Genomic DNA, 20,593 nt, shown 5'->3' on the forward strand with positions numbered 1-20,593 from the left:
GGTCCTCACCGTTCGTGGTCGTGGCCGCCGGCAGCGGCGTCTTCGGAGTCGATGGCGTACGCGGCGTCTTCGGGGCCGACGCCGTACGCGGCGTCCTCGAGTTCGCTCAGGACCTGTTCCTCCACGACGTCCGCCAGGGCGGCTACGGTGCGGGAGACCAGGACGTCCCGGGGGGTGAGCGTGACGCCGAACGCGTCGTTGGCGCGGGAGGCGATGAGCAGGGCGCGCATGGAGTCGCCGCCGAGCAGGAAGTAGTCGTCCTCGGCGCCCACGGCGGTCTGGAGGGTCTCCTCCCAGATCGCCGCCAGCGCCTCCTCGGTGGGCGTGCGGGGTGCGACGTACCCGGCGCCCGGCTGCTCCTCCTCGGCCGGGGCGGGGGCCGGCAGGGCGGCCCGGTCGGTCTTGCCGTTCTCGGTGACCGGGAAGCGGTCCAGCACCATGAACGCCGAGGGGACCATGTGGCCGGGCAGGGAGCGGGCGGCCAGCTCGCGCAGCTCGGGGGCGGTGGGCGGTTCGGCTCCGGGTGCCGTGAGCAGGTGGGCGACCAGGCGCGGCTGTCCCGGTTCGTCCTCGCGTACGGTCACCACGGCGTCCAGCACGCCCGGGTGGCGGACCAGGGTCGCCTCGACCTCGCCCGCCTCGATGCGGTGGCCGCGCAGCTTCAGCTGGTGGTCGGTGCGGCCCAGGTAGTGCAGTTCGCCGGCGCTGTCCCGGCGCACCAGGTCGCCGGTGCGGTACATGCGGGTGCCGGGCGGCCCGAACGGGTCGGCGCGGAACCGGGCCGCGGTCAGCCCGGGCCGGCCGAGGTAGCCGCGGGCGAGTGCCGCTCCCGACAGCCACAGTTCACCGGCGACGCCGTCGGGTACCGGCCGCAGCCGGGCGTCGAGGACGTAGGCGCCGGTGGCGGGCAGCGGGCGGCCGACGGGCGGTGCGGTGCCGTCCGCCGTCAGCGGTGCGGACCAGGTGGCGACGACGGTGGCCTCGGTGGGGCCGTAGGAGTTGACCATGCGGTGGTGCGGGGCCCAGCGGGCGACGAGTTCGGCACCGCACGCGTCGGCGCCGACGATCAGGGTCTTCAGGTCGGGCAGCGTGCCGGGGGTGCCGTCGGGCACGGTGGCGAGCGCGGCCGGCGGCAGCAGGGTGTGCGTGATCCGTCCGGCCCGCAGCGTGTCGGCCAGTTCGGCGCCGAGCAGCGGGCCGGGCCGGGGGACGACCAGCCGGGCGCCGTGCGGCAGGGACGCGCACAGCTCCAGCACGGAGGCGTCGAAGCTGGGAGTGGCGAAGGCCAGCACACGGTCGCCCGGGGCGACCTGGTAGTGGGCGGCCTCGGCGGCGGAGAACGCGGCGATCCCGCGGTGGGTGACGACGACGCCCTTGGGGGTGCCGGTGGAGCCGGAGGTGTAGATGACGTACGCCGGGTCGTCCAGGTCGAGTGCGCGGGTCCGGTCGGCGTCGCCGGGCCGGTGTCCGGGCACCTCGTCGGGCGGGGCGGCGAGCAGGTCGGCGACCTCCTTCGCGTCCAGGGTGAGGGTGGGGGCCGCGTCCCCCAGCATCAGGGCGATCCGCTCCTCCGGGTAGGCGGGGTCGACGGGCAGGAACGCGGCGCCCGCCTTCGCCACCGCGAGCTGGGCCAGCACCATGTCCGCCGAGCGGGGCAGCAGCAGCGCGACGAGGTCGCCGGGTCCCGCGCCCCGGGCGATGAGCCGGTGCGCGAGCCGGTTGGCCAGCGTCTCGGCCTCCGCGAAGGTGAGGAGGGTGCCGGGCGCTTCGAGTGCGGGGGCGGTCGGCCACCGGTCGACGGCTGCCTCGACCAGCGTGGGCAGGGGGGCGGCGGGCACCGGGCCGAGCGCCGGGCGGGCCGGGCCGTGCAGCAGCCGGTCCCGTTGCGCGGGCGGCAGGACGTCGACGTCGTCCAGGCGGGCGGTGCCGTCGGAGGCGGCCAGCGCGTCCAGGGTGTGCAGCAGCTGGGCGGCCAGCGAGGAGGCGGTGGCCGCGTCGAAGTACCGCGGGTCGTAGCCGAGTTCGACGGCCAGCCGGTCGCCGGGCGAGACGACCACGGTGAGGGGGTAGTTGGTGGCCTCGCGGGCGTCCAGGTCGCGCAGGGCGAGCCCGTGCGCCCCGGCGGTGGTGTCCCCCACCGGGTAGTTCTCGAAGACCACGAGGCTGTCGAACAGCGGTGTCCCGTGCGGGAGCCGGGTGAGCGCGTGGAGTTCGTTGAGCGGCAGGTGGTCGTGCCGGCGGTCCTCGGCCCGCTCCTCCTGCACCGCGCGCAGCCACTCGGTGCACCGGGCGCCGCCGTCGACCGCGGTCCGGGCGGGCAGCGTGGTGATGAACAGGCCGGTGACGGTGTCGGCGCCGGGCAGGTCGGCGGGTCGCCCGGAGACGGTGGTGCCGAAGCAGACCTCGCGCTCCCCGCTCCACCGCGCCAGCAGCAGCGCCCAGGCGCCCTGAACCAGCGTGTTGAGGGTGAGCCGGTGCCGGCGGGCGAACTCCGTGAGCCGGCGTGACCGTTCGGCGTCGAGCCGCTCCGACAGCCAGGTGCCGGAGCGGGCCGTGGCGCCCGGGGCGGGCCTGCGGTCGTACGGCAGCGGGGTCGGCGTGGCGAGGCCGGCCAGGGCCTCGCGCCAGTGCTGCTCGGCGGAGCCGGTGTCGCGGGCGGCCAGCCAGGCGGCGTAGTCCGCGAAGGGCCGGCGCTCGGGCAGCCGGGGCCGCTCGCCGCGGGTGAGGGCGGCGTGCGCGGCCGCGACGTCGGACAGGACGTGGAAGACGCTCCAGCCGTCCAGCAGGACGTGGTGGAAGGTCCACACCACGCGGGCCGCGTCCGGGCCGAGCCGGACCAGGGCGAGCCGCAGCAGCGGAGCGCGGTCCAGGGCGACGCCCCGGGCGCGCTCGGCGGCGAGCAGGCGCTCCAGCTCCGCCTCCCGCCGGTCTTCCGGCAGCCCGCTCCAGTCGTGCTCGGTGACCGGCAGGGTCACGCCCCGGTGGACGACCTGGAGCGGCACGGGTACGCCGTGCAGGACGACGGAGGTGCGCAGCACGGGGGTGCGGTCGACGACGTGCTGCCAGGCGGCGGCCAGCGTGGCGAGGTCGCGGGCGCCGTCGGCGACGAAGGTGATCTGCTCGACGTACAGGCCGTGTTCGGCCTCGTCCAGGCCGTGCATCACCATGCCTGCCTGGGTGGGCGTGAGCGGGTAGACGTCCGCGACGTCCCGGCCGTCCCCGGCGATCCGGTCCACGGCCGCCTGGTCCAGCGGCGCGAGCGGGAAGTCGGACGGGGTACGGCCGCCCGCGCCGGGTTCGGCGCAGTGCCGGACGATCGCGCGGAGTTCACCGGCCAGCTCGGCCGCCAGCCGGGCGACGGTCTCCCGCCGGTGCACGGAGCGGGAGTACGACCAGGTGAACTCCAGCCCGTCCTCGGTGACGCGGCCGAGGACGTCGAGGAGGAAGGGCCGGTCGGCGGCGTGGTCCATGCCGCCGGTGAGACCGCCGTGGGGCGCGTGCAGCAGGCCGCCCGGGGCGGGGTTCCCGTCCGGCCGGCCCAGGTAGTTGAAGCAGACGGGCGGCAGGGCGGGCAGCTCGCGGCCGGCCGTGGGGTGCAGGAAGCGCAGCGCGCCGTAGCCGAGTCCGCCGTGCGGTACGGCCCTCAGGTTCTCCTTGACGGACTTCAGCACGGTGCCGGTGCCGGCGTCCCGGGGCACGTCCAGGGCGACCGGGTGGACGGCGGTGAACCAGCCGGTGGTGCGGGCGAGGTCGACGTCCGTGAACGGGTTCTCCCGGCCGTGGCCCTCCAGGGTCACCGCCACCCGGTCCCGGCCGGTCCAGCGGGCCAGGACCCGGCCGAGCGCGCTCAGCAGGACGTCGCCCACGCGGGTGCGGTAGGCCTCCGGCACCTCCTGGAGCAGCCGGCGGGTCTCCTCGGCGTCGAGGCCGGCGGTCACGCTCTCCTCGTCGGCGACGGTGTTCGTGCCGCCGGGGTGGTCGGCCGGCAGGTCGGTGTCGGCGTCGAGGCCCTGCCAGTGGGCGAGTTCGGCGTCGAAGCCGCCGGCCTCGGTGTGCGCGGCGAGCCGGCGGGCCCAGTCCCGGAACGAGGTGGTCTTGGCGCCGAGGGAGGGCCGTTCTCCGTTCCGCAGCGCGCGGTAGGCGGTGTCCAGGTCGTCCAGGAGCAGCCGCCAGGACACGGCGTCCACCACCAGGTGGTGCGCGGACAGCAGCAGCACCGGCCGGCCGCCGCCGTCGGGCCGGCACAGCGCGGCCCGCAGCAGCGGCCCGCCGGCCAGGTCGAAGCCGGCGCCGAGGTCCCGGGCCACCTGGTCCGGGTCCGCGTGGTGGTGCACCTCCAGGTGCGGGGCGGTGTCACCGGGGGCGGTGCCGTACTGCCGCCACCGCCCGTCCCCGGTCCTCTCGAAGCGCGACCGCAGCGCGTCGTGGTGCTCCACCACGGCGGCCAGGGCGGCCCGCAGCAGCCCCTCGTCGGGGTCCGTGGCCAGCTCGTAGGCGACCGTCTGGCTGAAGTGGGCGGGGTCTCCGGTGAGGGTGTCCAGGAGCCAGTGCTGTACGGGGGTGAGCGGGGCGTCGCCGGTCACGGGGCCCTGGTCGGCGACGACCGCGGAGACGGCCGAGTCCGGCAACCGCTCTGCGGCGGCGGCGAGTTCGGCGAGGGTCTGGTGGGTGAACAGGTGCCGGGGGGTCAGGGCGAGTCCGGCCCGGCGGGCCGCGGAGACGATGCGGATGCCGAGGACGGAGTCGCCGCCGAGCGTGAAGTAGTTGTCGTCGGCGCCGACTTCGGGCACACCGAGCACCTCGCACCAGATGTCCGCGAGGGTCCGCTCCGCCTCGGTGCGCGGCGGCCGCCCCGCCTCGCCGCCGCCGGCCGCGGACGGCTGGGGCACGGGCAGCGCCCGCCGGTCGAGCTTTCCGGTGGCGCCGAGCGGGAGCCGCTCCAGGGGGACGATGAGGGCGGGGACCAGGTGGTCGGGGAGGCTCCGGGAGAGGAAGGCCCGCAGCTCGGCGGGGTACGGCAGGTCCGTCCCGTGCGGCACCGCGTAGCCGACGAGGCGGCGGTGGCCGGCCTGCTCGACCACGCGGGCCGCCGCCGCGGCCACGCCCGGGTGGCGGGCCAGCGCGGCCTCGACCTCGCCGAGTTCGATGCGGAAGCCGCGCACCTTCACCTGGTCGTCGCCGCGGCCGAGGTAGACGAGGTCACCGTCGGACGTCCAGCGGACCAGGTCGCCGGTGCGGTACATGCGGCTGCCGGGCGGGCCGAACGGGTCGGGCAGGAAGCGGGTCGCGGTGAGGCCGGGGCGGCCGAGGTAGCCGCGGGCGACGCCGGTTCCGGCGAGGAACAGCTCGCCGGGCGCGCCGGCGGGCACCGGGCGCATCCGGGCGTCCAGGACGTAGGCGCGGGCGCCGCCGAGCGGCCGGCCGATCGGCGGGTCGCGGTCGGGGTCGGCCGGGTCGCAGGTGAAGGCGGTGGCGTAGACGGTGGCCTCGGTGGGGCCGTAGATGTTGCGCACCTCGCTGCCGGGGACGGCGTCGCGGACCCGTCGCACGGTCCGGGCGGGCAGCCCCTCCCCCGCGAGGACGACGGTGTCGGCGGTGATCCGCACGGCGTCCTCGGCGAGCAGCCGGTCCAGGGCGGAGGGCACCGCGCTGAGCAGTCCGGCCCGCCAGGGTCCGGGGCGCTCGGCGAGGGCCAGCAGGTCGCGCACGATCTCCACGCAGCCGCCGGAGAGCAGGGGCGAGAAGATCTCGAAGACGGACACGTCGAAGTTGAGGGAGGTGGAGGCGATGACGTGGGCCAGGCCACGGCCGGTGAACTCGGCGGCGGCCCAGCCGGTCAGGGCCAGCACGGAGGCGTGGCTGACGACGACGCCCTTGGGCCGGCCGGTCGAGCCGGAGGTGTGGATGACGTAGGCGGGGTGGCCGGGCAGCAGGGGGCCGCGCCGCTCTCCGTCGCCGACCGGGGTGTCCGGCACCTCGGTGTCCGGCCGCTCGTCGTCCTCGTCCAGCAGGATCCGGGTGTACGGGCCCTCGGGCAGCCGGCCGGCGGTCTCCGTGGCGGTGATCACGGCGTCGGGCCGTACGTCCTCGAAGAGGAACGCGACGCGCTCGGCCGGGTACTGGGGGTCGACCGGGAGGTAGCCGGCGCCGCTCTTGAGCACCGCGAGGAGGGCCACGGCCAGGTCGGCGGTGCGGGGCAGGCACAGGGCGACGAAGCGCTCGGGACCGGCGCCGGCCGCGATGAGCCGCCGGGCCAGCCTGTTGGAGCGGGCGTCGAGTTCGCGGTAGGTGAGGCTCGTTCCGCCGTGGCGGACGGCGGGGGCGTCCGGGGTCCGCTCGGCCTGCCGCCGGAACGCCTCCGGCAGGGTGTCGTGCGGGGCCGCGGCCGGCCTGCCGCCGAACCGGTCCACCAGCGCGCGCCCCGCGGCCGGGTCCAGCAGCGGCAGGTCGGCCAGGCGGCGGTCGGGGTCGGTGGCCATGCCGGTCAGCAGGGTGCGCAGGCTCTCGCCGAGCGCCTCCACCGTCGCGGTGTCGAAGACGGCCGGGTCGTGGTCCAGGTTCACGGCCAGGGTGTCCCCGGGCGCGACGACCACGCTGAGCGGGTAGTTCGTCGGTTCGACGTCCCGTTCCTGTTCCATGGCGAGGCCGTGCCGGGCCAGCGCCCCCTCGTCGAACGGGTAGTTCTCGAACACCACGATGGAGTCGAACAGCCCGCTGCCGCCCGGGACTTCGCTCCAGGACTGCACCTGGGCCAGGGAGACGAAGTCGTGGCGCCGCGCCTCGGACTGGGCGGACTGCAGCTCGCGCAGCCAGTCGAGCAGCGGCCGGTCGCCGTCGACGCGGGCCCGGGTGGGCAGGGTGTTGATGAACAGGCCCACCATCGACGTGACGCCCGGGAGTTCGGCCGGCCGCCCGGACACGGTCGTGCCGAACACCACGTCCTCGCCGCCGCCGTAGCGGGACAGCAGCAGCGCCCAGGCGCCCTGGAGCACGGTGTTGAGGGTGAGCCCGGCCCGCTGGGCGGTCTCGCGCAGCCGTGCCGAGAGGTCCGGGCCGAGGGTCATCCGCACCGACCCGGAGGAGGAGGCGCGGTGGGCCTCGGCGGGCCGCCGGTCCCGGGGCAGTTCGGTGGGGGCCTGGAAGCCGGCGAGGGTCGCGCGCCAGTACGCCTCCGCCCGGCCGGTGTCCCGCCCGGCCAGCCAGCGCAGGTAGTCGGCGAAGGGCCTGCGCTCGGCCACCTCCGGGCGGCGTCCGGAGGTGAGGGCCGCGTAGCGTTCGCAGACCTCGTCGAAGAGCTGGGCCGCGCTCCAGCCGTCGAGCAGGACGTGGTGGAAGGTCCACAGCAGGCGGACCCGGTCCGCGTCCAGCCGGATCAGCGTCAGCCGCATCAGGGGCGCCGTGCCGAGGTCGATGCCCGCCTCCCGGTCCTCGGCGAGCAGCCGGTCCAGGTCGTGGCCGTGGCCGTCGGACCAGTCGAGGTGGGTGACGGGCACGGTGGCCCGGTGCCGGACCACCTGGAGCGGCTCCGGGGTCTCCTGCCACACCAGGCCGGTGCGCAGCACCGGGTTGGCGTCGGCGGTGTGCTGCCAGGCCTCGGCGAGGGCGTGCGGGTCGGTGACGCCGGACAGCACCAGCTGGACCTGGTTGACGTAGGTGCGGGCGGCGGGGTCGAGCAGGCTGTGGAAGAGCATGCCCGCCTGCATCGGGGTCAGCGGGTAGACGTCCGCGACGTCCCGGCCGTCCCCGGCGATCCGGTCCACGGCGGCCTGGTCCAGGCGGGCCAGCGGGAAGTCCGAGGGGGTGCGGCCGCCGGCGCCGGGGCGGGAGCAGTGGGCGACGATGTCGTCGAGGGCCCGGAGCATGCCCTCGGCGAGCGCGGTGACGGTGTCCTCCCGGTGCCGTCCGGCGCTGTAGTACCAGGTGATCTCCAGCCGGTCGTCCTCGACCCGGGCCACGACGTCCAGCAGGTGGGGCCGCTCGGTGCCTGGTGCCTCCGCGCCGTCCAGGCCGCCGGGTACCGCTCCGAGGAGGGCGCCGCCGTCCGCTGACCAGTCGAAGCGGCCCAGGTAGTTGAAGGCGATACCCGGTGCGGGTGCGCGGGTGAGCGTGGCCTCGCGGGCGAGGTGGCGCAGGACGCCGTAGCCGAGTCCCCGGTCGGGGACGGCCCGCAGCTGCTCCTTGACCGACTTCAGGGCGATGCCCCAGTCCTCCGCCGGGACGGTCAGGGCGACCGGGAAGAGCGAGGTGAACCAGCCCACCGTGCGGGACAGGTCGACGTCCTCGAACAGCTGGTCCTCGCGTCCGTGCCCCTCCAGGCCGACGGCGACGGTGTCGCGTCCGGTCCAGTCGGCGAGGACCCGGCCCAGCGCGGTGAGCAGGACGTCGTCGACGCGGGTGCGGTAGACGCCGGGGACGCGGCGCAGGAGGCGGTCGGTGCGGTCGCGGTCCAGACGGACGGTGACCTCGCGGACGTCGGCCGCGGTGTTGCCGCCGTCGCGGTCCACGGGCAGCGGGTCGGCGCAGGCGCGGGCGGCCCGCTCCCAGTGCGCGAGCTGGGCGGTGAAGCGGTCGTGGTCGCGCAGCCGGCGGGCCCACTCCCGTACCGAGGTGGTGCGGGCGGGCAGCCGTACCGGCTCACCGGACGCGGCCTGGCGGTAGGCGGTCTCCAGGTCCTCCAGCAGGATCCGCCAGGAGACGCCGTCGACCACCAGGTGGTGGGCGAGGAGCAGCAGCCGGGCGGGCCGGGTGCCGTCGGCGGTGAACAGCCGGGCGGTGACCAACGGGCCGGTGTCCAGGCGGAGTCCGCGGTGAGCCTCCGCGGTGACGCGCTCCTCGTCCCGCGGGGCGTGGACCTGGAGCAGCTCGGGAACCGGGCCGTCGGCGTCGGCGATGTCCTGGCGCCACACGTCCTGAGCGCCGTCGAGGACGAACCGGGCGCGCAGGGCGTCGTGGTGGGTCCACAGGGCGGTGAGGGCGCGGTGCAGGGCGTCCGGGTCCACCGGGCCGGCGGTCTCGATGACGACGGACTGGTTGAAGAAGCCGGCGTGGGCGGGGCGCGGGTCCAGGAACCAGTGCTGGATCGGGGTGAGGTCCACCGCCCCGGAGACCGGTTCGGTGCCGGCGACGGCGGGCGCCGTGTCCCCGCCGGCCGCGGCCAGCTCGGCCACGGTGGGGTGCCGGAAGAGGTCGCGCGGGGTGAGGGTGAGTCCCGCGGCCCGGGCCCGGGAGACCACCTGGATGCTGAGGATCGAGTCGCCGCCCAGCATGAAGAAGTTGTCGTCCACGCCGACCCGTTCGACACCGAGCAGCTCGGCCCAGATCCCGGCGAGGACCCGCTCGGTCTCGGTGCGCGGAGGGCGGTGGGCGCACTCGCCGCCCGCCGACCAATCGGGGGCGGGCAGCCGGCGCCGGTCGACCTTGCCGTTGGCGGTCAGGGGCAGTTCCGGCACGGTGACGAAGGCGGCGGGCAGCATGTAGTCGGGCAGTCCGGCCGCCAGGTGGGCGCGGAGTTCGCCGGCGGCGGGCACCTCGGCGCCGGCGGCCGGGACGAGGTGGGCGGCGAGCCGCTTGCGCCCGGCGTCCTCGTACAGGGAGACGACGGCCTCGGCGATGCCGGCGTGGGCGGTGAGGCGGGCCTCGATCTCGGCGGGTTCGACGCGGAAGCCGCGGATCTTGATCTGGTCGTCGGCGCGGCCGACGAACTCCAGCTCGCCGTCGGCGCTCCAGCGCACGATGTCGCCGGTGCGGTACATGCGGGTGCCGGGCGGCCCGTAGGGGTCGGCGACGTAGCGGGCGGCGGTGGCCCCGGGGCGGCCCGCGTAGCCCCGGGCGAGGCCGGCGCCGGCGATGTACAGCTCGCCGGGGACGCCGGGCGGCTGGGGCTGGAGGGCGGCGTCCAGGACGTAGGCGCGCGTGTTGTCCAGCGGGCGTCCGATGGGCAGGACGGCGGGCAGCGGGTCGCCGGCGCGGAAGACGCGGCGGGTGGCGAAGGTGGTGGTCTCGGTGGGGCCGTAGCCGTCCACGACGGTCAGGCCGGGGCAGGCGTCCAGCACCCGGCGTACGACCGCGCCCGGTACGGCCTCGCCGCCCGTCCACACCTCGCGGGCGCCGCGCAGGCAGGCGGGGTCCTCCTGGGCCAGCAGCCGGAACAGTCCGGCGGTGAGCCACAGGCAGCGCACGCCCCGCTCCGTGACGGCGTGCCGGACCTGGGCGGCGTCCAGGTCGGCCGGCGGGGCGAGTACGGCCGTGCCACCGCGCAGGAGCGGCACCCACACCTCGTAGGTGGCGGCGTCGAAGGCGTGCGGCGAGTGCACGAGGACCCGGTCGTGCCCGGCGAAGGCCCGGTCCAGGGCGAGGGCGACGACGTCCCGCTGGCGCACCGCGACCCCCTTGGGGGTGCCGGTGGAGCCGGAGGTGAACATCAGGTACTGGACGTTGTCGGGGTGGACGGCGTGGACGGGCACCGCAGGCTGTGCCGCGCCGGCGGCCCCGTCGGCGCGCGAAACGCCGTCGCCGGCGCGCGGGGTGCGGTCGTCGGCGCGCAGAACGCCGTCGCCGGGCAGCAGTTCCCGCGCGGTCTCCTCCCAGCCGGCGTCGGTGAGCAGGAGGCCGGCGCCGGCCTCGGCCAGTGTTCCGCGGAGCCGTTCGACCGGTGCCCTGCCGTCCAGCGGCACGTACACCCCGCCGGTGCGGACGAGCGCCACCTGCGTGACGACCAGGTCCACGGAACGGTCCATGAGCACGCCGACCGGGCGTTCCGGCCGCACCCCGAGCCCGGCCAGGCGCGCCGCCAGCGCGGCTGCCCGGTCGTCGAGTTCCTGGTAGGTGAGCCGGGTGTCGACGGCGTCCAGGGCGACGGCGTCGGGGGCACGCCGGACCTGGGCGGCGAAGAGGTCCGCCACCGTGGTGTCGGGCAGACCGGTGGCGGTGTCGTTCCAGGTGTGCAGCACCTGCTCGCGGCGGCCGGGGGCGAGCAGCGGGACCCGGGCCGGCGGGCGGCCGGCGCCGGAGGGCAGGTGGGTGAGCAGGACGGTCAGGTACTCGGCCAGCCGCTCGGCGGTGCCGGCGTCGAAGAGCTCGGGGTCGTAGCCCAGGCGCAGCGTCAGTTCGGTGCCCGGGTAGGCGGTGAGGCTCAGCGGGTAGTTGGTGGTCTCGACGCCTTCCAGGCCGCTCAGCGCGAGTCCGTGGGCGGCGGCGAGGTCGTCGTCCACCGGGTAGTTCTCGAAGACCACGATGCTGTCGAACAGGCCGACCCGTTCGGGGAGTTCGGTGAGCGCCCGGAGCCGGGTGAGCGGCAGGTGGCCGAAGCGCCGGTCCTCGCTCTGGTCCTGCTGGAGGGCGCGCAGCCAGTCGGTCAGCGTGCCGTCGCGGGGGACGCCGACCCGGGTGGGCAGGGTGGTGATGAACAGGCCGGTCATGGCGTCGGCGCCGGGCAGCTCCGGCGGCCGTCCGGACACGGTGGTGCCGAACACCACCTCGTCCCGGCCCGCCAGCCGGGCCAGCAGCAGCGCCCAGGCGCCCTGCACCAGCGTGTTCTGGGTCAGTCCGGAGGTCCGGGCCAGCTCCTGCAGCGCCCGGCTCGCGTCCGCGGGCAGCGTGGTACGGACCGCGTGCGTGGACTCGGCGCGGTGGGCTTCGCGCGGCTCACGGTCGTACGGCAGCGGTGTGGCCTCGGCCAGGCCGGACAGGCGCTGCCGCCAGTGCCGTTCGGCGGCGGCCGGGTCGTGCCGGCGCAGCCAGGCGACGTAGTCGCGGTAGGGCGGGCGGTCCGGGAGGGCGTCGGGGGCGGTTCCGGCGTGGTGGGCGAAGACGTCGGAGAGGACCTGGAACAGGCTCCAGCCGTCCAGGAGCAGGTGGTGGAAGGACCACACGACCCGTACGGCGGTGTCGGAGACGCGGGCCAGCAGCAGGCGCTGGAGCGGGGCCCGTCCGAGGTCGATGCCGTCGGCCCGGTCGCGGGCCAGTACGTCGTCCAGCCGGGCGCCGCGCTCCTGGTCCGTGAGGTCCCGCCAGTCCAGGTGGGTGACCGGCACGGCCGCGTGGCGCTGCACGACCAGCAGGGGTTCGGGCACGTCCTGCCACACGGCCCGGCCGCGCAGGACCTCGGTGCGGTCGGTGACGTGCTGCCAGGCCGCGGCCAGGGCCCGCGGGTCGGGGACGCCGTCCAGGACGAACGTCAGCTGCTGGAAGTAGACCCCTCGGTCGTCCTGGGACAGGCCGTGGAAGAGCATGCCGGCCTGGGTGGCCGTGAGCGGGTACACGTCGGCGACCGCCGCCGGGTCGGCGCCGGCGATCCGGTCGACGGCGCTCTGGTCGAGCCGGGCGAGCGGGAAGTCGGACGGGGTGCGCCCGGCGGTGCCGGGCCGGGCCGCGTACCGGGCGAGGTCGGCGAGCGCGTCGGCGAAGCGGCCGGCCAGCTCCGCGACCGTGCCCTCCTGGTGCAGCCGGTCCGAGGAGAACCAGGTGAACTCCAGGCAGTCGCCGTCCAGCCGGCCGACGACCTCCACGGCGTGCGGGCGGGGGGCCTCCGGGTCGGCGTCCAGCTCCAGCGGCCGGACCGTGTCCCGGTACAGGCCGTCGGGGTCCGCGGAGAAGCCCATCCGGCCCAGGTAGTTGAAGCTGATCTGCGCGGCCGGGGTGCGCGGCCGCGCCTCCGGGCCGGCCAGGTGGCGCAGCGCGTCGTGACCCAGACCGTGCCGGGGTACGGCGCGCAGCTGCTCCTTGACCCGCTTCAGTACGGCGTCCCAGCCGGCGTCCTGGGGGACGGCGAGCGCGACGGGGTACCGGGTGGTGAACCAGCCGACCGTGCGGCTGAGGTCGAGCTCGGGGAAGAGTTCCTCGCGGCCGTGCCCCTCGACGTCGACCACGACCCGGTCCCGTCCGGTCCCGGCGCACAGGGCCCGGCCGAGCGCGGAGAGCAGCACGTCGTTGGCCTGGGTGCGGTAGGTGTCGGGCAGGGTGCGCAGCAGGACGGCGGTGTCCTCGGCGCCGATCCGCACGGTCACCGCGCGCTGTGCGCCGTAGGTGCCGGGATCCGCCGCCGGCAGCGCGGGCTCCGTCTCCGGGACCGCCCGGGTCCAGTACTCCCGCTCGTCGTCGAAGCCGCCGTCGGCGGCGTGGGCGGTCAGCCGGCGGGACCAGGCGCGCAGCGGCGAGGACTTCGCGGGCAGTGCCGCCCTGCCGTCCTCGCCGGCCCGGCGGGCCCGGTAGGCGCGGTCCAGGTCGTCCAGCAGCACCCGCCAGGAGACCCCGTCGACCACGAGGTGGTGGACGGCGAGGTGCAGGACGGGTGGCCGGGCGGCTCCCCGGTCGTGCAGCACGGCCCGCAGCAGCGGCCCGCGCGCGAGGTCGAAGGGTCCGAAGTGGGGGGTGTCCGTGTCCGGGCCGGTGTGGCGGGCGAGGCGGAGGCGGGGGGCCCGGTCGTCGATGTGCCAGCGGGCGCCGGGGGCCGCGTCGCCGGCGACGAAGCGGGAGCGCAGGGCGTCGTGCTGGGCGACCAGGTCGTTCAGCGCGTCCTCCAGGGCCGCCGCGTCCAGGTCGTCGGGCACCTGGACGGACAGTGCCTGCGCGTAGTGGCCGGCGCGCTCGGCCAGGGCCTCGAAGAACCAGCGCTGGATCGGGGTCAGGGGGGCCGTGCCGGTGGCCGCCTCGGGTGCGGGGGCGGTCTCGCGGGGGCCCTGGGCGGCGTCCGCGCAGCGGGCGAGGGCGGCGACGGTCTGGTGCCGGTAGACGTCCCGGGAGGTCAGCGGCAGGCCTTCCTGGCGGGCACGGGCCACGACCTGGATGCTGAGGATCGAGTCGCCGCCGAGTTCGAAGAAGTTGTCGTCCACGCCGATGCGTTCCACCCGCAGCACCTCGGCCCAGATCGCGGCGAGGGTGCGCTCGGTGGGCGTGCGGGGGGCGACATGCCGTACGGCGCGCGCGGCGGGGCCCGGGTCGGGGAGCCGGCCCCGGTCCAGCTTGCCGTTCGGGCTGAGCGGCAGACCGTCCAGGACGAGCACGGTCGACGGGACCATGTAGTCGGGCAGGGTACGGCCGAGTTCACGGCGCACGGTCTCGGGTTCCACCCGCTGCCCGGCGGCCGGGACGACGTACCCGGCCAGACGGCGGTGGCCGTCGCCGTCCGTGGTGACGGTGGCCGCGGCCTCGGCCACTCCGGCGCAGCCGCGCAACGCCTCCTCCACCTCGCCGAGTTCGATGCGGAAGCCGCGCACCTTGACCTGCTGGTCGATCCGGCCCACGTACTCCAGGGCGCCGTCGGCGCGGCGGCGCACCAGGTCGCCGGTGCGGTACATGCGCTCCCCCGGCGCGCCGAACGGGTCGGCGACGAACCGGGCCGCGGTCAGCCCCGGCCGGTTGAGGTAGCCGCGGGCCAGTCCGGCGCCCCCGAGGTACAACTCGCCGGTGACACCGACGGGTTGCGGATGCAGGGAGTGGTCCAGGACGTAGGCACGGGTGAGTGCGACGGGCCCGCCGATCGGCGGGGCCTGCTCCGGCAGCCGGTCGTCGGCGAACCAGCCGGTGGCGTACACGGTGGCCTCGGTGGGCCCGTAGATGTTGGCGATCCGGCAGCCGGGCAGGGCGGTACGCAGGTCGTGCAGGGTCTGGGCGGGCAGGGCCTCACCGGCGAGGACGACGGTGTCCGCGGTGACGGGTGCCGTACCGCCCGCGATCAGGCGGGACACGACGGACGGCACTCCGCTGAGCAGCCCGGCCCGCCGGGGGCCGGTGCCGTCGGCGAGGGCCGGCAGGTCGGCGACCACCTCGACGGTGCCGCCGGCGGTCAGGGGGCACAGCACCTCGAAGACGGAGACGTCGAAGTTGAGGGAGGTGGAGGCGATCACATGGTCCAGCCCCGCGGCGCCGAACCGGTCCTCCGTCCACGCGGCCAGCGCGACGACACTGCGGTGGGTGACCACGACACCCTTGGGGCGGCCGGTGGAGCCGGAGGTGTAGATGACGTACGCGGGGTGGTCCGGCAGCAGCGGGCGGGGCCGGTCGGCGTCGGTGAGGTCCGTGTCGGGCACGGCCGGGTCGGCGCAGTCCTCCAGGAACAGCGGGTCGCAGTCCGCGGGCAGGGCGGAGGCGGTCTCCCGGGTGGCGATCACGAGGGCGGGCCGGGCGTCGGCGAGCATGAGCCGGACGCGCTCGGCGGGGTAGCCGGGGTCGACAGGGAGGTAGCCCGCGCCGGAGGTGAGCACCGCCCACAGCACCGGCACCAGGTCGGCGGAGCGCGGCAGGCACAGCGCGACCAGGGTCTCCGGGCCCGCGCCGCGCGCGAGGAGCAGCCGGGCCAGCCGGTTGGCGCGCCGGGCGACCTCGGCGTAGTCCAGCCGGTCCGGGCCGCAGACCACGGCGGTGCGGTCGGGGGTGCGGGCCGCCTGGGCGTGGAACAGGGCGGGCAGCGTGGCGTGTCCGGTGTCCCGGGACCGGCGGGCGGGCGGGTTCCAGGTGTCCACCAGGGTGCGCTGCTCCTCGACGGAGAGCATGGGCAGCTCGGACAGCCTGCGGCCCGGGCCGTCCGCCATGCCCTCCAGCAGGCGGTGCAGGTGAGCGGCCATCCGGGCCACGGTGGAGGCGTCGAACAGGTCGGTGTTGAACTCGGCGGTCAGCACGCAGCCGCCGTCCGTGTCCGGGGTGAACTCCAGCACGAGGTCGAAGCGGGCGGCCGGGCGGGGCAGCGGGTGCTCCGTGAAGCGCACCCCGCCGGAGAGCGGCGGCTCGGGGAACGCGGTCTGCTGCACCACGAGCACCTGCACCAGCGGGGTGCGGCTCGGGTCGCGGGGCGGGGCCAGCTCCTCCACGACCCGGTCGAACGGCACCCCGTCGTGGGCGAAGGCGTCCAGCACCGTCGTCCGCATGCTCTCCACGAACCGGTCCACGGTCGCCCGCTCGTCCACCTCGCCGCGCAGCACCACCGTGTTGGCGAAGAACCCCGGCACCTCCTCCAGGTCCCGCCGGCCACGGCCGGTGGTGACGGTGCCGAACGCGACGTCCCGCTGCCCGGAGTACCGGGAGAACAGCAGCGCGGAGGCGCCCGCGAACAGGGTGAACACGGTGGTTCCGCGTCCGGCGGCCAGCTGCCGCAGCCGGCTCACCAGCTCCGCGGGGAGCTGGTGCCGGTGGGCGGCTCCGGCGGTGGTGCGGACGGCGGGACGCGCCCGGTCGGTGGGCAGTTCGAGGTGCTGGAGGTCCGCCAGGTGCCGCTTCCAGTAGGCCAGGTCGACGCGGTCGGCGTCCCCACCCCGCCGGCCGCGCTCCCACACCGCGAAATCGGTGTACTGCACGGCGGGTCGCGGCAGGCCGTCGGGCTCGCCGGTGGTCTCCGCGTGGTGGAGGGCGGCCAGTTCCCGGGTGAGGACGCCCACGGACCAGCCGTCGGTGACGATGTGGTGCTGGGCGAGGAGCAGCAGGTGGTCCTCGGCGGCGAGCCGGACGAGCAGGGCCCGGGTGAGCGGGCCGGCCGCCAGGTCGAAGGGGCGGCTCAGCTCCTCGGTGAGCAGCGCCTCGGCGGCCTCGGTGCGGCGCGCGCCGGGTACGTCGGTGAGGTCGGCGGTCCGCAGCGGCAGGTCCGGTTCCGGGGCGACGCGCTGGACGCCCTGGCCGTCGGCGGTGGCGAAGGTGGTGCGCAGGGAGGCGTGGCGGGCCGCGAGGCGGTGCAGGGCGCGGCGCAGCGCGTCCGGGTCCACGGGGCCGCGCAGCCGCAGGGACACGCCGGTGTTGTACTCGGTGCCGCCCGGGTTCAGCTCGTCGAGGTACCAGAGCCGCCGCTGCGCGCTGGACAACGGCAGGGTGCCGTCCTCGGGTGCCGGGGGGATCGGCTCCGGCGGTACGGCGGCCGACGGGTCGCCCAGCAGCGGGGCCAGGCCGGCGACCGTCCGCGCGGTGAACACGTCCCGCACCGTCAGCCGCACGCCCAGCTCGTCCCGGATGCGGGCCAGGAGCCGGGCGGCGAGAAGGGAATCACCGCCCAGCTCGAAGAAGTCGTCGGTCACGCCGACCGTGCCGGCCCCCAGGGTCCGGGCCCAGATCTCGGCGAGCGCCCGCTCCTCGTCCGACCTCGGCGCCACGTGCCCGCCCGCGACGGCCCGTTCGGGCACCGGCAGCGCTCTTCGGTCGATCTTGTGCTGCGGGGTGAGCGGCATCCGCTCCAGCACCACGATGGCCGACGGCACCATGTGAGCGGGGAGCAGGGCGGCTAGGGCGGCACGGAGGGCCGCGGGGTCCAGGGGGGCCGGGGCGGCTCCCGGGACGGCGGGCGTCGAGGCACCGGCGCCGTCGGCGGGTGCCGGGGCGGTTTCCGGAGCGGCGGGCGACGAGGCGGTGGGCGGGGTCGCCGGCGCCGGGGCGCCCGACGGGGTGACGTAGGCGACGAGGCGCTGGTGGCCGGGCTCGTCCTCGCGGACGACGACCACCGTCTCGCCCACGCTCCCGGCACCGGCGCGGCGCAGGGCGGCCTCGATCTCCCCCGGCTCGATACGGAAGCCGCGGATCTTCACCTGGCGGTCCAGCCGGCCCAGGAACTCCAGTTCCCCGCCGGCCGTCCAGCGGGCCCGGTCCCCGGTGCGGTAGAGCCGGGCGCCGGGCGGGCCGAAGGGGTCGGCGACGAAACGGGCGGCGGTCAGCCCCGGGCGGCCCAGATAACCGCGGGCCACCGCGTCGCCGCCGACGAACAGCTCACCGTCCGCCCCGGGCGCGACCGGACGCAGCGCGGCGTCGAGGACGTACACCCGGGTGTGCGGCAGGGCACCGCCGATCGTCGGGATGCCCCGGCCGGCGGTGAGCGGCCCGGTCCAGGTGGAGACGATGGTGGCCTCGGTCGGGCCGTAGGAGTTGATCATGCGGCGGCCGGGTGCCCAGCGGTCGACCAGCTCCGCCGAGCAGGCCTCGGCGCCCACGATCAGGGTGCGCAGGTGGCGCGCGGTGCCCTGCGCCGGGTCGGGCAGGGTGGCCAGCGCGGCCGGCGGGATCAGGGCGTGGGTGATGCGGTGCTCGTCCAGGACCGCGGCGAGTTCGTCACCCAGCCAGGGACCGTGCGGCGGTACGACGAGCGTGGCACCGGACAGCACGGAGACGAACAGCTCCAGCACGGAGGCGTCGAAGCTGGGCGAGGAGAACTGGAGCACGCGGTCGCCGGGGCCCACCGCGTACCGTTCCGCCGCGGCCGCGGTGAAGCCGCCGATGCCCCGGTGGGTGACGGTCACGCCCTTGGGGGTGCCGGTGGATCCGGAGGTGTAGATGACGTAGGCGGCGTGGTCGGCGTGGACCCGGGCCTCGGCCGCGGCCCCGTCCTCGGTGTCCAGCAGCTCGCGGACCCGGTGCGGATCGTCGAGGACGACGGCGGGCGCGGCGTCGGCGAGCATCAGCGCGCGGCGCTCGGCGGGGTAGGCGGGGTCCACGGGCAGGAAGGCGGCACCCGCCCGGGCGACGGCCAGCTCGGCCGCTATCAGCTCCATGGAGCGCGGCAGGACCAGGGCGACGACCCGGTCCGGACCGGCTCCCCGTCGAGCCAGGTGTGCGGCCAGCCGGTCGGCACGATCGGCCAGTTCGCGGTAGCTCCAGGTCCGCCGGCCGTCGGTGAGGGCCGGCGCGTCCGGGGTGCGGGCCACCCACGCGCTGAACAGCTCGCCGAGCGTCGGATGCGGCGGCAGGGAGGACGCCTGTGCGGGCTTGTCGTGCAGGTCCGTCATGGGTGAAGTCCTTCGGAGAGCGGAACGATGCGGCGTCGGGGCCCGGCAAGGGGGCTGGTGCGCTGGTTCGGGTGGACACCGGATGCGCGTGGCGGTGCGGCGGCACGGCGGTTCGGGGCGCGTCCTGCCGGTGCCGACGGCGGTGACCCGGCGCGGAACGGGAGGGGAGCAAGCGGGCGGCGCGGGAGGGGCCGGCCGGCGGTGACGGCCGGCCGGCGGTGACGGCCGGCCGGCGGTGACGGCCGGCCGGAGCCGGCCACGGGAGCGGTCCGGCCCTCTGTCCGGGGCGACCGAATCCGCCCGCGGAGACGAGGAGGCGATCCGGTCCGGCCCCGCATCCGGTGACGGCCACAGCCCCGGGAGACCGGAACCGAGACCGGCCTGACCCGGCCTGCTCGAACGAACCGGCCTGGACACACCAGCCCGACCGGACGGACGAACCGAGGACATGCCCGGCCGCATCACGTCAGGCCCGGTGAGGCCGGGTCGCCCGGCCCGGCGACGGGCCGCCCCCCGCGCTCGCTCGCCCCGACTCAGCCGTCGGCGACCCGGCAGGCCATGCGTCCCGAGATCTGCACCCGGTCCACCCGGCCGGAGGCCGGATCGCGGTGGAAGCGGCCGCCGGGCTCGACGCGCCCGGTGTCCGGGTCGAGCAGGTCGCAGGACAGGTCGGCGTAGCAGACCAGCGGGATGGGGAGGTCGCCGTCCACCGACAGGGCCGGCGAGCCGTCCGGGCCGGGGGCGACGCGGTACGTCACGGCGCCGTTGCGGTAGGTGCCCAGGCAGTCGGGCGGCGCGACGGGCCGGCCCCGTTCCGCGAAGCGCGCACCGGCGGGTACGGCGGGCACCCGGATGCCGGCCAGCCGGTCCAGTTCTCCGGCGAGGTCGCGCCACAGCGCGGTGGCGCCCGCGGAGTTGCCGGTGAAGGCGACCACGATCCCGCTCTCCGGGTCGGCCCGCAGATGGCAGGAGGTGCCCTGGGCGTTGCCGTCGTGCCCGCACCACACGCGGTCGTCCCGCTGGTAGAGGGCGACTCCCGCGCCCCAGCCGTCGGCCAGCGCGCCCGGGCGGGCGGCGGTCTCGGCGCGGCGCATCTCCTTGGCGACGGCCGGCGGCAGCAGGTCCGCGCGGCCGACCAGTGCGGCGCCGAACGCGGCCAGGTCCCGGGCGCTCGCGAGCAGCGCACCGGCCGGGGCCTCCAGGGGGGCCAGGTTCTGCCGGGCCGGGAGCGCCTGCCCGGTCGCGGTGTTGACGGCGTGTCCGGCGGCCACGGGGCGCGCGGACACGCCGTCGCCTATGAACGCCGGTATGACACCCAGGGGTTCGAGGAGCAGCGCACCGACCGCCTCGTTCCACGGCATGCCGGTGACCGTCTCGACCAGCCGTCCGGCGGCGACGTAACCGGCGTTGGAGTAGGAGAAGTCGGTGCCCGGCGCGAACAGCGCGTCGCGGGTGGTGCAGACGGCCGCGAGATAGCGGGCGGCGGTGGAGGTGGCGGCGGTGTCCGAGTCCCAACCGGTGGGTAACCCTCCTGTGTGACTGAGGAGTTGGCGGATCGTCACCTCCGGGGTGCCGCTCAGCTCCGGGAGGTGTGCGGCGGCGGGCTCGTCCAGGTCGAGGTCGCCGTCGTCGGCCAGGAGCATGACGAGTGCGGCGGTGTAGGGCTTGGTGAGCGAGCCCAGGGGTACGGCAGTGTCCGCGGTGAAGGGGGTGCCGGTGGCGGTGTCGGCCGTGCCGGTGTGCACGGAGAGGACGTCCGTGCCGGTGTCCAGGGCGAGTTGGGCGCCGGGCACCCGGTGGGTCCGGGCGAGGGCGTCGAGACGGTCCTGCAGTTCCCGGTGCGTCAGGGACGGCGTCCGGGAGGCGGCCGGAGCGGCGGGGATGGTGTACGGCATGAGAAGGGG

The 20,593-nt window shown here is 76.4% G+C and carries 2 protein-coding genes; both read right to left on the reverse strand.

Annotated features, from left to right (window positions below):
- Window positions 1-5: 5 nt before the first annotated feature.
- Window positions 6-18,689, reverse strand: a complete 18,684-nt coding sequence (locus ACZ4VF_RS01115; RefSeq protein ID WP_467922361.1) for a non-ribosomal peptide synthetase — start codon at window positions 18,687-18,689, stop codon at window positions 6-8.
- Window positions 18,690-19,222: 533 nt separating this feature from the next.
- Window positions 19,223-20,584, reverse strand: coding sequence for a serine hydrolase domain-containing protein (locus ACZ4VF_RS01120; RefSeq protein WP_467922362.1), 1,362 nt, complete (start codon window positions 20,582-20,584; stop codon window positions 19,223-19,225).
- Between the last annotated feature and the right edge of the window lie 9 nt (window positions 20,585-20,593).

The sequence above is a fragment of the Streptomyces sp. NPDC029151 genome (genome assembly GCF_055564315.1).

Bases quoted from the DNA above. Each gene is read 5' to 3' on its own strand.
- ACZ4VF_RS01115 (WP_467922361.1), bottom strand. From the start codon at position 18,689: ATGACGGACCTGCACGACAAGCCCGCACAGGCGTCCTCCCTGCCGCCG.
- ACZ4VF_RS01120 (WP_467922362.1), bottom strand. From the start codon at position 20,584: ATGCCGTACACCATCCCCGCCGCTCCGGCCGCCTCCCGGACGCCGTCC.